Raw genomic sequence first — 15,122 nt, 5'->3', positions numbered from 1 at the left:
ATCAGCCGCCTTGGGGCCCTCTGCTCGGCCGGGCGGCACGGACCGCTGCCAGTCCCCTGATGCCCTCCTTATCGCCAATGGACGTCAGACTTTCAAAAATCTGCGCAGCATCGGCGTAGCGGTTCATGGCAAGATAGGAATAACCGCGCAATACCATGAGATCGGTGCGCTCATCGGCAAGCCGCGCCCGCTGATCAAGCAGCAGAAGCGTTTCCGCATAACGTTTCGACTGGAAGGCGGAAACCGCCCTGTCCGCCAGGATTGAAACCTGCAACTCGGTCGCGCGCGGGCGGTCCATGCGCGATTTCGTCGCCGAGACAGCGGCATGGTCCGTCAGCCCCATGCGCAGATAGGCAAGGCTCTGGCCATAGGCCGCATCGCTTTTAACAGTCGACTGGCCGCCGGCAATGGCGGATTCGAAAGCCTTCAGGGCTTCCGCCGGCCGGTTGGTCTCCATCAGGCACCAGCCGAGATCAAGCGCCTGCTGTGCGGGCAGGCGCTGCGGATCGGGATAGACCGCGCAGGAGCGTGGACGCGACGAGGCACTTACGGTCCTCTGCGTCTGCGCTGGCAGACGCGCCTGCTTGCGCGAAGGCTCCGGAGCCGGCTGCTGGACAGACGGCTGGCTATAAGCCACCACTGTCTCAGGCTGCGGCGCATAGGGCGCGGGTGCCGTTGTCTGGGAAGCTGTGGCGACAGGCGGTGCGGTGACCGGCGCTATCTGCTGCGCGGACTGGTCCACCATGCGTGCCGTTCCCACATCAGCGATGCGTTGCGAGCGGCTTGCCCATTGCTGCTGTATGCCGCGCAGACCGGCGAGATTGCGCAGATCGTGATAGCTGACTGCCATGCCATAGGCCGATGGTTCGTCATCGGCTTTCCAGCCAAGCGCAGTGCTGAACCATTGCAAGGCGAGCGGCGTCTGCCGGAAAGCAAGCGAATACCAGCCGAACTGCTGCGCGGTTGCTGCATCCTTCCGGGTTATTGTTTCAGCGGCGATGCGCTGCAGCACATCCGGCGGCAGGACCACAGGCGGCTCAAGCGCCAGAAGATTGGCTGTCGCGGCAAGATAGGTCGCAAGCCCGTCGTCCGAAGCGGTGCGCCACTTATACATGACGTCCTCGGCTTCACGCGGCTCGTTGCGGTCGATAAGCGCCAGCGCCAACCCCTGCGATGCAGACGCGCTGTCTTCCTCTTCCCGCGCCTTGCGAAACCACTTTTCCGCCTCCGCCATGTTCTTCTGGCGGATATTGTACCAGCCGAGCAGCAGGGCATCGCTTGCAAGCTTGTCGGTCTCGGCTAGCCTTTCAAGCCGCATCAGATAGGCGGAAGGAACGGAAATTCCCTCCTTCTCCCCTGCTTTCGCCACAAACTGGCGGGCGAGATCGTTCTTGACCGGTTCGAATTCCAGCTGACCGTCGGCGTTGGGCTTTTCCTTGGCAAGCAAATCGCCGATCATCTCCGCCGGCAAAAGCGCGGATGCCTTCTGCACCGTGGCGAGCCGGTCGCTTGGCGTCGTGCAATTGTTGAGAATGTAGAGATAGGCGTCGCGCGCCCGTCCCATCCGGTCGGTATTGGCAAACGCATCGGCAACCCGCCACAGGACATCCACCTCGCTACAGGTCAGCAGGCCGGGATTGCTGGCGGCCGCGTCCACCACTGTCGAATATTGCTTGAGATCGGAAGCGTTGACGAGCCGCTGGCGGGCCTCGGCGAGGGAAAGCATGCCGGTCAGATTGTCGGGAGGCTGCCAGCCGGGTTCCGCCTGCTGGCGGTCGGCGATCGCCTTTCTGACCTCGGCGTAACGGCCGTCGCTATAAAGCTGCCACATGGCATCGAGCCGGGGATCCCCGTTCACGGGAATAGCGAGCGGATCGGCAGGCGGTGTCCAGTTCGGATAGAGCGTGCGCAGCCTCGCGATTTCGGCCTGAAGCCGCTGGGTATCGCCCTTGGTCGCGAAATAGCGCAGCGCGCTGAGATCGACCTCGGGCATGTCTGATGGCGCCGGCTGGGTCTCGCGGGGTACGGGCGCCTGCGCCATTTGGGGCTGCGATATCTGTCCACCCGTCTGTGTCTGCGTAACCGGCGGTTGCGGATCAGTCGCCGGCACCGTTACCGCTGGCGTCACGGGTTGGGTTAGCTGCGCCATCTCGCGATCTTTAAGGAACGCGTTGATCTGGGCCGGATTGGCTGCCGCTGGAGAAACGCGCTGCGCCGCACGGTTGTCGCCAACCGCCGAAGTATGCATGTCCGATACACGTCCGAGAATGGTGTCGCGCCAGTGGAAGGCGGCGAGCGCAATCAGAAGCAGGATGAGAGCCGAGGTAGAAAGAGGTTTGTTCATCGGCACTCCCCGTTATTCCTTGCCAGAAACGACAATGCCAGAAGATGCAATGTAGAAGGATAATAGAGCGTTGGCTGAAAGCCTTTCAGTTCGGCAGGCACAGTCGGGCCGCCGCCAGCGCAGGCTGCGAGCGCCGGAATGATGCGATAACCGGGATCCGACAGAACGTCCTTGACCGCGCCGCTCTTGAGATCGAAGGTTCCCGCAGCACCGCTTTCCAGCGTCATGCCGTTTTTCAGGCGGTCAAGCAGCTCCGGCGAGCCCATTTTCGCCCTTGCAAGATAAAGCGGAATCCGCACCGCATTGTAACCAAACTCGGGTGGAAACGCCGATGCCGGTTGCGGTTTCGTCTTCATCGACACCCAGTCGGCGGGCAGTTTCCTGTCGCTGAAAGCAAACGTACCGATCTGCGCCACGCCGTCGTCGGTAAGCGCCTTCCAGAGTGGTGATGGTGCGACGAGATTGAGGACCGGAAATGCTTCGAAAATCAGATAGGAAGGATTGACCACCGGGCCGTCGCCCCGGTCAACCTCGCCAAAGCCGCTGGCGGCGGGCAAAAGCAGCGTTCGCCCGCCGCGCTGAACGACAGTCTTCTTGAGGACGGCTGATGCGATGGCCGCCGATGCCTCGGCATAGTCCTGCCGGTTCCACTGCCCGGCAGCCAGCGCCAGCGCGTAGGCAATCAGAATATCGCCATCCGTGGCATTGTTGATGTCAGTCACATGTGGTCTGGTGCGCGGATCCCATTTCCACGCGGAGAGACCGTCGTCGCGCACCAGGAGTTCCGTGCGGGTAAAACTCCATATCAGCTCGAAGTCGGCAATGTTCTCTGAAAGAACGGCAAGCCACATGCCGTAACCCTGGCCTTCGCTGTGGCTGATATTGCCGTTACCGGTATCGATGATGCGCCCGCCGGGATCGAGAAACGCACTTTTATAGGCCGACCATGCCTCAGGCGAGACAGATGCGGCGCGGGCAATCGAGATGCTTGAGATCAGCGCCATCAGCGACAAGCAGAAAATGCCGGCAAGTCTTAAAATCCCAGGCCTCATCGGTGTCGCCCCATCATACGCAGCATCGCGAAGGTGGCAAAGCCCAGGAGCGACACGAACCCGATGAATGCCAGCGAATAGGAAAGAACATTGGAAGACAGCCAGTTAGCAGCGATCAGCCTCCAGTTCGAGAGGGAAAACGCCCGCGTGACATAGAAATACGGCTGCCCCACCTCGACCGTTTCGATCTTTTCTGCACCGGCATCGTAAGCTGCGACCCTCCCGGTGACGTCGCGCCAATGGTTTTCACGCACCATCGAAGACATGCCATCACGAAGCTCCGCCGACGTCGGGGCGGTAGCCAGCGTCCAGACCCCTTCGCCGGAAGGGCTGAGACCCTGCACCAGCATGAAGGAGACATTGCCGGGTGGCGCATAGGGCTGCTCGGCCGCCGGCAGGAAACGCAGCGTATCGGAACTCAGATCGAAATTCCGCTTCATCCACTCTTCAAAGGAGGACACCTGCCCCTGCCAGATGCCGCCATCCACCCGCTCCCGCCAGTCATTAAAGAGGGTTTCGCTGTTCTGCGCAGGCGGCTGAACGCCCGTTCCCATTTTCCAGGATATCTGGCTGGAAGGGACAAGATTGAACTGGCTGATCAGCGATTGCGGGAATTGCGAAATCGTCCCGACGAACAGGGCGTCACGGTCGCCGATCACCAGAGGAGAGGCGACGGTCTCGACATTGATCGGATATCCCGCGGCGCTTGCCAGCCGGCTGACCAATGTCGCCGCCGCCGACATGGTGTCGGTATCGAAACGATCAAGCGACAATGCGACGGGATTTGCGGCAAACCTGTAGGGCTGCCCGGCACCGGACATCGCGGCGAGATCGGGCTTGCGACCGATCTGCGCGTAATCAGGAATATGGATTTCCGATGTGTCGAACAGGGCAAAACGCGGGGTCGTGCTGGCCGGCGCTCCCGGCGCACAGACCTGATCCTGCGCCGTCATCAACACGGCCTCGATGGTGATCTTGTTCGGGCCAGGCTTGAAGTGGCGCATCGTCACATTGATGGGCAGATGCCGGAAAATGCCGCCACCATTGTTGGAGATCGGCACGGTCGAGGCGATCTCGTCATTGACGTAGATGTCTATATGGCTACCGGGCAGCACCTGTGAGGAATAGGCGGCATCGAGCAGCATGGCCGCCTCGCCATAGGCCGACGCATAAAAATCGGCGGGCATGCCGACGTAGAATTCGTTGCGGAAACGTCGTCCGCCAAATTCGCTGCTCTCAAGCCCAAGCTCGGAAAGCGCGATGCGACGGTCCGACATGACGAGCGGCACATCCGGCGCATGCCAGCTGCGGGTGGAAAAGGTCGTTCTCTGGGCACCGGGCGTGCGCGAGATCGAGGAAAACAGCGTCTCAATCGCCGCCTGGACCGCCTGCGGGGTGGGACCGCTGACGAAGAGCGGCGAGAGGCCACCCGGTGCAGTGGTATCGAAGCCGGCAAAAGCACCCGCCGACGCCTCGGGCGGCACCGCGCCGGTGAAGCCGGCAATCTCGCGTGCGGTGCCGACAAGAACCACCAGCGTTCCCGCCTTGCGTTCAGCGGAGGGTGCTGCCACGAAACGGATCGTCTGGTTCGGCATCTGGGTTCGGAGCGCCAGAGCCTGCGAAAGGCGCAGCAGCGAATCTGCAAATGCCGGATTGCCGAGCGCAGGTGCAACGATCTCGATCGACGTTGCCGCCTTAGCGTCCGGACCGGTTGCCTGGATGTCGTCGATATTGGTGAAGTTGCCCGCGACATCGGCGTTAAAACCGATATAGGTGTTCGCCGGATTAACATCGGTCCACAGATCATAAGTGGACTGGATCGTGCAATCGGTTCTGTGGCGCTGCTGCACGCCAAGCGTCACGACATTCGCGCCCACCTGCAGGACACCGGGTGGAATTTTCAAGGAAACATTGCCCTCGCCGTCGGGCGCCTCAATGCGCGCCGTATCCAGCGGAACATTGTTGAGGCTGACCTGGAAATTCGAGTCTTCCGGCGCGACCACGATGGCGTTCTGATAACCGATATTCAGCGAAACGGCGGCATTCACCTGTTCGGGCGTCAGATAAATGCTCCACTGCCGCCGATCCATTTCGCCGGAAAGGCTGAGCTTTTCGTACGGCAAGATATACCGGCGGCGGCTATCCGCCGCGGGTGACGGTGCCTGAACGGGTGCGGGTCTCGCCTGACCCTGCGGCGGCATGGATACGGGTGGCGTCAGCGGCCGCAGCGGCGCAGGTGCGGGCTGCATTACCACAGGAGGCTGGCCCACTGGAGGCTGGGTCGATTGCTGGGCTGGCTGCGGCTGGCGCGGTACAGCTGGGGGAAGCGGCGGCGGCACGGGTGCCGGGGCTGTCTGTGCAGGCTTCTCCGGCGACATATCGAAGGGTGAGGACTGCGCCATCGCACCGGTTGCGACTACACCCAACATCAGCGCTGTCAGTGAACTCCTGATCGTTTTACCGCCGGTCATTTTATAACTCCGGCAGGTTTGACGGTTTTGGAGGCGGGCCGGAGCGCCTTGGCCAGATAAAACAGGCCGCGCTGCGTCTGGAACAGCGATATCGCGAGAAAGATCGCCGTGCCTCTGATGAGGCCGGGGTTCTTGCGGCGCACGCGCTGGAACTCGCTCCATTGTTCGGAATTGGCGAATATCAGGTCGGCGATCAGGCGATGATCGATGGCGCGCTGCGGCGAGAATGTGCAGCCTATGGAAATGAAACCGTCGCTACGGACCGTGCGGACCACATTGATGGTCATGGTTTCCGGCACGCCCTCGCTATGCGGCTTCACCCTAATGATCGCTGTCGTGTTCTTTTCGATTGCGGTGGTGCTGTCGAAAAGATTGATCAGCAGGCCATGCACCGACACGTTGTCGATGGAGGCCGGCACCCATGCGTCGCTACCCTCAAGCTTGACCTCGCAGCGCCGCTTGACGGTGATGCGCCGCGACGCCGATTTTTCGCCACGCTCGGAGACGACGCCAAGCGCACAGCCCGCGAAAATGAGGTTGAGCAGGTTCCAGCCGCCGACGACGAGTGTGACGTCCGCCTTGTATGGCTCGGCATAGATGCGCCAGATGGCAAAGGCCATCGCAACCAGCAAAAGCGCGAAAATGACGAAGAACGGGCGGCTGATTTCCGAAAGCCGCGCCTCGGCGATGGATTCGTCCTTCGCCGTCACCTTGAAGGTCGGCTTGCCCGGATTGAAGATCACCGACACGACGGCTGGCAGAAGGTGGACCGTCTGCACATATTCGTAGAGTTCAGAAATCCACGGCCAGCGGAAGCTGCCGTAGAGATAGTTCTGCATCATCAGGTTCACGAGCATATACGCGGCCGTATAAGCCAAAAACTCGCCGCCGGAGGCCACGAAAATCTGAAGATCGAAGAACAGGTAGAACAACGGCGCAAACAGGAAGATCGTGCGCGGGAACGGGAAAAGCCAGAACAGCGTCGACGACATGTAGCAAAGACGCTGCGTGAAGGAGAGACCACGGCGGAACAGAGGCTGGCGAAAGATCAGGATCTGCATCATGCCCTGCGCCCAGCGGCTGCGCTGGCCGATGAAGCTTGCGAAGGTGGCCGGTTGCAGCCCGGCGATCAGGGGCTTGTCGACATAGACGCTGTTCCAGCCGCGCGAATGCAGCGCCAGCGCCGTTTCGCAGTCCTCGGTGATGCTGACGCCGCTGAACCCTTCCGTATCCAGCAGTGCCTCGCGCCGCAGCACGGCGGCGGAACCACAGAAGAACGCGCCGTTCCACTTGTCGAGACCGCGCTGGATGATGCCGTAAAACATCTCGTTTTCGCTCGGCATCGTCTCGAAGGTGCGCAGATTGCGCTCGATCGGATCAGGATTGACGAAGAAGTGCGGCGTCTGCACCAGGAAGAGCCGGGGGTCTTCCTCGAAATAGCCCACCGTTTCCAGAAGGAAATCGCGCGCCGGCGCATGGTCGGCGTCAAACACCGTCACCAGTTCGCCGGTCGAGTGGGCGAGGCCGTTATTGAGATTTCCGGCCTTGGCGTGGACGTTGCGCTCGCGCGTCAGATAACGCACGTCGAGGTCCTCGCAAAGCTTCTTCAACTCCTCATGGCGGCGCTGTGCCGCCTGCGCCTCGACGATATTGCTGGCATTGCGCTTCTGCACCGAGCCGCCGTCATCCAACAGCCAGACGGTGAACTTGTCGGCCTGGTAATCCATGTTCTTGGCCGCCGCAAGCGTATTGGCGAGAAGCTCCGCGTCCTCGTTGTAACTCGGCACGAAAACATCGACCGTCGGCCGGTAATCGGGCGAGCCAGGCCGGGTCTTGCGGGAAGGCAGCGGCATCGACACGATGACGAGGCTGAGACCCAGCATCACGACGCTGTACATTTCCGCGAGATAAAGCAGAAAGCCGGGAATGAAGTTTTCGAGCTGGTTGACGGGCGGCAGCGTGCTCGTGGTGCGCCAATAGACATAACGAAGGACGATGGCCGTGCCGAAACCAAGCGCCACGAGCCGCCAGGCTCCCTGCCCGTTGAAACTCTTTATTGTTGCGAGAAGTACAAGCGAGATCGCCGTAGCGACCAGGTGCGTCTGCAGGCTGACCGGCATCGTGACGATGGCCAGAACGCAAAGCGACACAAGAAACCAGACAATGATTGTGATGGCCTTGTTCATCCCGAAACTTTCCGCTCTCTTCCCCGCCCAGAATTTTTACCGGGATATTTTACAATGCCCTCTTCTGCTGCTGCTCCAGCCATCACCTGCATCCCGTAGGCACTGCCGAACCGGACAGACATGTGGGCGACGGAATGGCCACCTGCGGAACCTGCGTCGGCTGCTGGCTCTCCACCTGCACGCTGGCCGCGCGCCTGCCGACTACAGCAGGCCTTGCGGGCTGGGCGGGTGCGCCAACTGATGTGGGTGACGGAATACTGACTGCCGCCACCGGCGGTAGCGGCTGCGCCGTTGGCTGAACAGGCGTGACGGATACGGCAGCACGGCGCACGGGTTGCAATGGTATGCTTGCGGTCACTTCACTGCCGGGCCGCATCGGCACATCATTGGTCTTCATGGGATAGACCGGATGGCCCGGCCGCCCAAGGTTCTGATCCACCGCCTGCGGCGTGCCATAGGGGTTCCAGCTTTGCGAGGCATAGGTGCCGGTGATCGTGTAATTATACATGACCGTCAGAAGCTGCTCGACGCTTGCCCCCGACTGGCAGAGGCGGAGCCGCACCTTGATACGCCCCAGGTTGCGGAAATCCTGCCGCATGCTTTCGGGCGAGCGGATGTCCTGCCAGCCATAAAGGCAGGTATCGCTGCCTCGGCCCTTGCCGGCCGCATAAGAAAAGGCGCCGTAACCGTTCTGCAGATAGTTCGCCGACATGACGATGTTCTCACCCGGAAACTCCGAGCGGATTTCCCGCGCGACGGAGGATGCCTTAAAGCCGGAGAAAGTCAAAGCATCGCGATCGGTGTCGCCGGCCTGCTGCGGACCGAAGAACTCGGCCTTGATGTAGTTTTGTCCGGGCGTAGCGGCTTCGGCGCGCAATACGACCTGCTGTGCCACGGCATTGGAATAGGTGCGGTTGACGACGGTGACGATTTCCGGACCGCCGGGCGGTGGGAAAACCAGCGCTTCGGATGCAGACAACATCTTTGCGCCCCCGAACGACCTGACGCCCGAGGGAGTATTGCAGCCCGAAAGAACTGCAATAGAGAATAGCAATGAAGTAAAGGCAGAAAATTTCACTGCCCCGTGCCCCTTTATTTCCCCAAGCCCTAACAGGTTAAAAGGAGACCGAATCACTAATGACCAGACCATTGTTACGAAATACGGGAGGCAGGCGAATAAGCAATATCAAATTTAAGAAGTATCAAACTTACGTTGTGGTTTCTGAAATTTGTGACGTTCGAATCACTCGCAGGGCGTTACCCTTTACGAGACGACGGAACCAAATCGCGCTGGTGCGGGTTCGCTCGGCGTGAGGTCGATATTTTTACGGTTGCAGCGCAATATGTCCCATGGTCTACTTGTGTCTATAATGACGTATTTTTATTGATCACTTTTTCCATTCAACTGTAAAAACAGAGAGTTGACGCATGACTGTGCAATTTCCGAGTATCGCGCAGGCGCTTGCCGAAGAGATCGGAACCTTACGGAAATGGCTTGAAGAGGACGCGCTACCGCTGTGGTGGGAGGTGGGCTCCGCCCGTCCGGACGGCGGTTTTTACGAGCGCCTCGGCCAGGATGCGAAACCGGTTTTTTCTGATGACCGCCGCGCCCGCGTGCAGCCCCGTCAGGCCTATTGTTTCGCTGCCGCCGGCCAGAACGGCTGGCAGGGTCCGTGGAAGGATGCGTTGCAGCATGGGCTGAGCTGGTTCGAAAAGGTCTATCGCCTCGATAACGGCCTTTACGGCAACCTCGCCGACCAGACCGGCAAGCTGATCGATCCGTCCTTCGATCTCTACAATCAGGCTTTTGCGCTTTTCGCCGCAGCACAGACGGCCGCAGCCCTTCCCGACCGCAAGGACGAGATGCGTGGCCGGGCGCTCGATATCCTCGCCATCCTCAATCGCGACTACAAACACTCCGTCGCCGGCTTTGAGGAAGCGAACCCGCCGCGCACGCCGCTCTGCTCCAATCCGCATATGCATCTCTTCGAGGCGATGCTTGCCTGGGAGGTACAGGACCCCGAAGGTCCATGGACCGCGCTGGCCGACGAGATCGCCGGCCTTGCACTCACCCGCTTCATCGATGGCAGCAATGGCGGGCTACGCGAATTCTTCGGCCATGACTGGATGCCGTTTGAAGGCGAGAAGGGCCGCATCATGGAGCCCGGCCACCAGTTCGAATGGGCCTGGCTTCTGGTGCGCTGGGGCAGCCTGCGCAACAATGGCGAGGCAATCGCCAAGGCCAAGCGCATGTTCGAGATCGGCGAAGCGCATGGCATCTGCCCGCGCCGCAAGGTCGCGATCATGAGCCTTTATGATGATTTTTCGGTACATGACGGGCTGGCGCGGCTCTGGCCGCAGACGGAATGGCTGAAGGCAGCCGTGCGCCTTGCCAGCGTGACCACCGGTGAGGAAAGACAGCGTTATCTTGCCTCGGGCCTTAGGGCCATCGGCGCGCTGCAGCCTTTCCTCGACACACCGGTCAAAGGGCTTTGGTTCGACAAGTGGCCGGCTGACAAGCCGATGCTGGACGAACCGGCACCGGCAAGCACTTTCTACCATATCGTCTGTGCCATCTATGAGGCTGAGGCCGTACTCGCCTCCAGCTATTAAAAGTCCGGGCGGGCGAGCGGGCCGGGCGTCCGCTCTACCCGCTCCAGCCTCAGTTAAGCCGCGCCGGGCGCACAACGCGCCAGTCGGGCTTGCCGAGATTGTGCGGCCATGGGTGCACGTCCTTGTCGTTGAAATAGACGACCTCTTCCAGCTTGGGGAAATCCGCCTGTTTCAGCGTCACGTCGTTCATCCATGGACGGACGTAGGAATCGCCGCCTTCATAACCCAGTTCGGCAACCCAGACCGGTTTATTGAAGGTTTCGACAAGCCCATAGCCCTTGCGCAGGAGATCGGTGAACTTCTGCGGCCCGCCATATTCGATCTTGTCATAGTCCTCGAGACCGAAGACCGAGAGACCGACCAGATCCGCGTAATTGTCACCAGGATAGTAAGCGCGCAGACCGTCGAGACCTTTCGGCGACCACATCACCTTGACGCCGGGGACCGCCTTGCGGGTCATGTCCACCATGCGTTTGTAGGCCGTGATATAGTCCTGCGGGTTCCAGCCCGACCACGAGAAGCGGCCGGATGTGTCTTCCATTTCCTGTCCCCAACGCAGGATCAGCGGGCTCTTCATTGCGGACATGCGTGCGGCGATCGCCTGCATGTTCTTGTCGTAGTCGCCTCCCATCACCTTGCGGCGCAACTCGTCGGAGGTGAGCCGCCAGTTGACGTCCCATGACCAGGGTTCGACCGTGATCAGCACATTACGCTTGCGCTCCAGAGCATAGGCGTCTGCGAGCGCGAGGCTGTCGAGATCCACGTCCTCCCAGGGCAGGAACAGATGTTCCGTCGCCACCCCGGTCTGGCCGGTGAAATCGCCGTGCGGATCGTAGGCGCCGAAGCGTATACCATCCGTGTGCAATGTCGGACGTTTGTCGGCAAGCGTCTTCATGCCCGTGGAGCCCATGGGCGCGACCCCCTGGGCATCGAGTTTGAATATGGGGTACATGCTGGCTGAAGCAGCAACAGCAGCCCCGCTTGCAAAGAGCAGTCTTCTTCTTGTTATTTGCATGACACTTTCCTCCTACCTCGTCGCAGTCATCGCCTTGCCGTAGGCGGCGATTTGCGGGGTGACGTCGTCCTTGCGGACAAGTTTCAGGAATTCATCTCCGGGCCGTGGCGGATTATGCCGGAAGACGTACCAGGGGCCGCCCTGCTTGCGCTGGTAAAGCACCTGACCGATGCGACCGTGGTCGAAACACGTATCGGCCTTGCCGTTTCCGGCATCGGTTTTCCAGGTAGCGCGCATGCACAGCGTACCTTTGGCATCGACGGTCCAACGGCCTTCACCGACGGCCTTCTTGCCTTTCTCTTCAGTCAGGGCGATGAACTTGCGGCCATCGGCGATGAAGCGTCCGCCGCCAGTCTCCCATTTCCAGGTCTTGTCGTAATACATATCTACGACTTCGCTGGTCCGGAGCGGTTTCGGCGTCTTCGTGCCGCCCGCGGCGTGGACGGCACTTGGCGCGATCACCGCAAGGCAGAGTACGAAAGCGGAGAACCCGCATTTGCTTATTGTTGTTCTCATCACAGCCTCCTCCTTCTATTGTCCGACCCTATTGTCGGCCAGCATGATTTCTCCGGTTGTCATGACCGGTGGCGGCACCATGGGCTCCGCCTGCATGTTTCGAATTCCGGGCATTCCCGGCAGTACGATGCGCAGTTTCAGACGCACCGATCTCGCTCCCTCCACGCCAGCACCGGCCACGGTGAACCGCGTCTCGGTGAAGCTGACATAGGGTTGCCCGTGCGACAGGGCCTCCAGCCCACCAATCGCATGGGAGCTGAGTTCCGCGGCACTACCTGCCACAAGCAGCAACGAACAGGCGGCGACCGTCGCCCCTCCGCGCAATGCCGGCAGCCGTGGCAAGCCGTTTTCCATGGTGTGTCGGACGAGAAGAAAAACCGAAAGGCCCGCGTAGATCGCCACGTTGATCGCGGCGAAGACGAAGAAACCTTCCGCAGCGTTTTCACGCGGCGCCAGCACCATTGCGAGAAGGCTTAGTGCCGCCAGAACCATGTACGGCGCGATTACGCGCAGCGGCAGCGGCGGTTTTGCCTGCGTGCCCTTAGGTGTAATGCGAAAGTCGACGAAATCGCCACGGATCGTATCGCGTATCGCCGCAAGCACACCCATCAACGACCAGGGCCAGCGCAGGAACAGAAACACGATGGCTTCCCACCCGAAGAGTTTCGCATCATGCGGGCGAAAGGCCCCCGTGGCCCGCCAGAAAAAGGCGAACACGATCATGATGAGTGAAATCGGCAGGAAATGCGCCAGAAACACCGGATAGGAGGCATTGACGAGTACCTGGCCGCTCAACAGTGCAAAAGCGGGAAGCACGAACATCAGTGCCATGAAGCCGGAAAACAGGGGATACCAGAGCTGTGAAAACAGGAACTGGAATTTCAACCGCAAGGGAAGCTTCGGCACGTAATGCCGCGAATATTGCAAGAGGATGGTCATCAGACTGCGTGACCACTGGAATTCCTGCACCACGAGATCGGTAAAAGTCACCGGCCCGTCGCCATGCGCGACTGCGTTGACGGCGTGGACGCCGCGCCAGCCGCCAGCGTTCATCAAAAGCGTGGTGGAATGGTCCTCGGCAAGCTCGGGTCCCAGACCGCCCACCTCACGCAGGGCTTTGGTGCGCACGGCATAGTGTGAGCCGATGCAAAGCGGCGCCCAGCTGTTGTTGTAACCCAGCTGCAGGGCGCCGTGCAGGCTTGCTTCGGCATAAAGCCTGCCGCGCGCAGCCCAGCTCTCCTTTGCATTGGCATCGCAGATGCTTGGTGCGGAGACATATCCAACCGCCGGATCGGCGAAAGGACGGATGATTTCGCTCAGATAGTCCGGTTCCGGAACGTGATCGGCGTCGAATTGCGCGACGAAATCATAACGCTCATACCCGTAATGATCGTAAAAATAAGCGAGATTGCCTTCCTTGCAACGGGTGCGGCGAGGCCATGTCTTGCGGTGATAATCGACGACACCCTTCCGGGTCGAAACGAAAACGCCGTGCGCGCCGCACCATTTCAGCGTTTGCGCATCCGGGTCCTCATCCGCAAGCCACACATCGAATTCCAGGCCCTTCTGCTCCAGCATGGCCTGCAGCGTCTTTTGTACTACGGTAAAAGGTTCAGACGGCGCCTTGGTTACAACCATCGCCACCCTACCCTGCGGCAGAGGCGAGCGCCGGTCGACGACCCTGGCGTTCAGGAAGATGAAGATGAAATAGGACGGCAGAAGCGTGATCCACGCGAGCGTTACCGTAACGATCGTAAAATACGGCCAGTCGATGACCCGATCCCGGTCCAGCCACCAGATCCAGAAATAGGCAAGCGTCACCAGCCAACCGCCAATGCCGAGACGATAGGCCATGCGGTTCCAGCCGGTGAAGACGGGCAGCATTCGCAATTGGCCCGCGACGGGACGCGATGATGGTACGGAAGGGGTAGAGCGAGCTTTCATGACAGCACCTCCAGCCCGAAGCCGGGACCAGCCGTGCGGATGATGGTGTCTATATCGGAGCGCTTCGGCGCAAAGCCGAGGGTCGCCCTCGCTCTTTCTATGTCGGCGAACAGGGCGGGCGGATCACCGGCGCGCCTTGCGCCGAAATGCACCGGCACTTCCTGTCCCGTGACGCGATGGATCGCGCGGATGATATCCCCGACCGATGTGCCGTGGCCGGAGCCGAGATTGACACGCAGGGTCTCGCCGCCATCGGAAAGATAGTTGACGGCGGCCACATGGGCATCAGCCAGATCGCTGACATGGATGTAGTCGCGGATACAGGTGCCGTCGCTGGTGTCGTAATCCTGGCCGAAGACATCAAGTTGCGGCAGCCGCGAGGCGGCAGCCATCAGTGCCCGGGGGATCAGATGGGTTTCCGGCTCGTGGCGTTCGTAAAGTTCGCCATCCGGGTCGGCACCCGCCGCATTGAAGTAGCGCAGCGCGACGAAACGCAGGCCATAGGCGGCAGCGTAATCATCGAGCGCCATTTCAAAAATCAGCTTCGTGCGACCGTAGGGATTGACCGGCATCTGCGCCGTTTCCTCACGGATCGGTAATTGCGGCGGCACGCCATAGGTGGCGCAGCTGGAGGAAAATACCAGCCCGCCGATATTCTGGTCGAGACAGGCATCCAGAAGCGCCAGACTACCGCCGACATTGTTGCGGTAATATTTGCGCGGATCCTCGACGGATTCGCCGACATAGGCATTGGCGGCGCAATGGATGACGAAGGCTGGCGAGAACTCCTTGAGCGTGGCCTTCAAGAGACCACGATCGAGAATGTCGCCCTCGATGAGGGGACCCCAACGAACCGAATCCGCGTGACCCGTGGAGAGATTATCGTAAGCAATGGGCTTGAAGCCGGAATGCGCCAACGCCTTGCAGATGTGGCTGCCTATGAATCCGGCCCCGCCCGTGACGAGGATTGTACGGGACATC

10 protein-coding genes are annotated in these 15,122 nt (G+C 60.6%); 1 reads left to right on the top strand and 9 read right to left on the bottom strand.

All coding sequences use genetic code 11. The features are described 5' to 3' along the window. Position 1 precedes the first annotated feature (1 nt). The 5 genes from CRO62_RS10805 to bcsN all read right to left on the bottom strand — a co-directional run bounded on the left by CRO62_RS10805 (position 2) and on the right by bcsN (position 9,035). Complete coding sequence (locus CRO62_RS10805; protein WP_179784498.1) at positions 2–2,344, bottom strand: cellulose synthase; 2,343 nt, start codon at positions 2,342–2,344, stop codon at positions 2–4. Then, complete coding sequence (locus tag CRO62_RS10800; protein WP_097100147.1) at positions 2,341–3,396, bottom strand: glycosyl hydrolase family 8; 1,056 nt, start codon at positions 3,394–3,396, stop codon at positions 2,341–2,343. Before CRO62_RS10800 ends, CRO62_RS10805 begins: the two co-directional genes overlap by 4 nt. Beyond that, positions 3,393–5,867, bottom strand: a complete 2,475-nt coding sequence (locus CRO62_RS10795) for a cellulose biosynthesis cyclic di-GMP-binding regulatory protein BcsB (protein ID WP_097100146.1) — start codon at positions 5,865–5,867, stop codon at positions 3,393–3,395. Before CRO62_RS10795 ends, CRO62_RS10800 begins: the two co-directional genes overlap by 4 nt. Next, complete coding sequence (gene bcsA, locus CRO62_RS10790; RefSeq protein ID WP_097100145.1) at positions 5,864–8,053, bottom strand: UDP-forming cellulose synthase catalytic subunit; 2,190 nt, start codon at positions 8,051–8,053, stop codon at positions 5,864–5,866. Before bcsA ends, CRO62_RS10795 begins: the two co-directional genes overlap by 4 nt. 82 nt (positions 8,054–8,135) lie before the next feature. After that, the gene (gene bcsN / locus CRO62_RS10785) at positions 8,136–9,035 is read right to left on the bottom strand and encodes a cellulose biosynthesis protein BcsN (protein WP_097100144.1); all 900 of its coding nucleotides are present in this window, start codon (positions 9,033–9,035) and stop codon (positions 8,136–8,138) included. 446 nt (positions 9,036–9,481) lie between these two features. On the opposite strand from bcsN, the gene CRO62_RS10780 reads away from it, so the two are divergent. Beyond that, positions 9,482–10,666, top strand: coding sequence for an AGE family epimerase/isomerase (locus CRO62_RS10780; protein WP_097100143.1), 1,185 nt, complete (start codon positions 9,482–9,484; stop codon positions 10,664–10,666). Positions 10,667–10,715: 49 nt separating this feature from the next. Here CRO62_RS10780 and CRO62_RS10775 read toward each other — a convergent pair whose 3' ends face one another. The 4 genes from CRO62_RS10775 to galE are packed head-to-tail and all read right to left on the bottom strand — an operon-like array spanning position 10,716 to position 15,121. Beyond that, complete coding sequence (locus CRO62_RS10775) at positions 10,716–11,681, bottom strand: glycoside hydrolase family 26 protein (protein ID WP_097100142.1); 966 nt, start codon at positions 11,679–11,681, stop codon at positions 10,716–10,718. Between the two features lie 12 nt (positions 11,682–11,693). After that, the gene (locus CRO62_RS10770) at positions 11,694–12,197 is read right to left on the bottom strand and encodes a DUF995 domain-containing protein (protein ID WP_003510879.1); all 504 of its coding nucleotides are present in this window, start codon (positions 12,195–12,197) and stop codon (positions 11,694–11,696) included. Positions 12,198–12,212: 15 nt separating this feature from the next. Next, a complete protein-coding gene (locus CRO62_RS10765; protein ID WP_097100141.1) occupies positions 12,213–14,141 on the bottom strand; it encodes a glycosyltransferase family 2 protein in 1,929 nt (642 codons plus the stop codon). Then, the gene (gene galE / locus CRO62_RS10760) at positions 14,138–15,121 is read right to left on the bottom strand and encodes a UDP-glucose 4-epimerase GalE (RefSeq protein WP_097100140.1); all 984 of its coding nucleotides are present in this window, start codon (positions 15,119–15,121) and stop codon (positions 14,138–14,140) included. Before galE ends, CRO62_RS10765 begins: the two co-directional genes overlap by 4 nt. Position 15,122 lies beyond the last annotated feature (1 nt).

Source organism: Rhizobium sp. AN6A (assembly GCF_900215635.1).
In the GTDB taxonomy this organism is placed as follows: Bacteria; Pseudomonadota; Alphaproteobacteria; order Rhizobiales; family Rhizobiaceae; genus Agrobacterium; species Agrobacterium tumefaciens.
This window is presented reverse-complemented; position numbering and strand designations above follow the sequence as displayed.

What these genes read in the sequence shown, in the direction of transcription:
- CRO62_RS10805 (WP_179784498.1), bottom strand. Translation starts at nt 2,344, where the DNA reads ATGAACAAACCTCTTTCTACCTCGGCTCTCATCCTGCTTCTGATTGCG.
- CRO62_RS10800 (WP_097100147.1), bottom strand. Translation starts at nt 3,396, where the DNA reads ATGAGGCCTGGGATTTTAAGACTTGCCGGCATTTTCTGCTTGTCGCTG.
- CRO62_RS10795 (WP_097100146.1), bottom strand. Translation starts at nt 5,867, where the DNA reads ATGACCGGCGGTAAAACGATCAGGAGTTCACTGACAGCGCTGATGTTG.
- bcsA (WP_097100145.1), bottom strand. Translation starts at nt 8,053, where the DNA reads ATGAACAAGGCCATCACAATCATTGTCTGGTTTCTTGTGTCGCTTTGC.
- bcsN (WP_097100144.1), bottom strand. Translation starts at nt 9,035, where the DNA reads ATGTTGTCTGCATCCGAAGCGCTGGTTTTCCCACCGCCCGGCGGTCCG.
- CRO62_RS10780 (WP_097100143.1), top strand. Translation starts at nt 9,482, where the DNA reads ATGACTGTGCAATTTCCGAGTATCGCGCAGGCGCTTGCCGAAGAGATC.
- CRO62_RS10775 (WP_097100142.1), bottom strand. Translation starts at nt 11,681, where the DNA reads ATGCAAATAACAAGAAGAAGACTGCTCTTTGCAAGCGGGGCTGCTGTT.
- CRO62_RS10770 (WP_003510879.1), bottom strand. Translation starts at nt 12,197, where the DNA reads ATGAGAACAACAATAAGCAAATGCGGGTTCTCCGCTTTCGTACTCTGC.
- CRO62_RS10765 (WP_097100141.1), bottom strand. Translation starts at nt 14,141, where the DNA reads ATGAAAGCTCGCTCTACCCCTTCCGTACCATCATCGCGTCCCGTCGCG.
- galE (WP_097100140.1), bottom strand. Translation starts at nt 15,121, where the DNA reads ATGTCCCGTACAATCCTCGTCACGGGCGGGGCCGGATTCATAGGCAGC.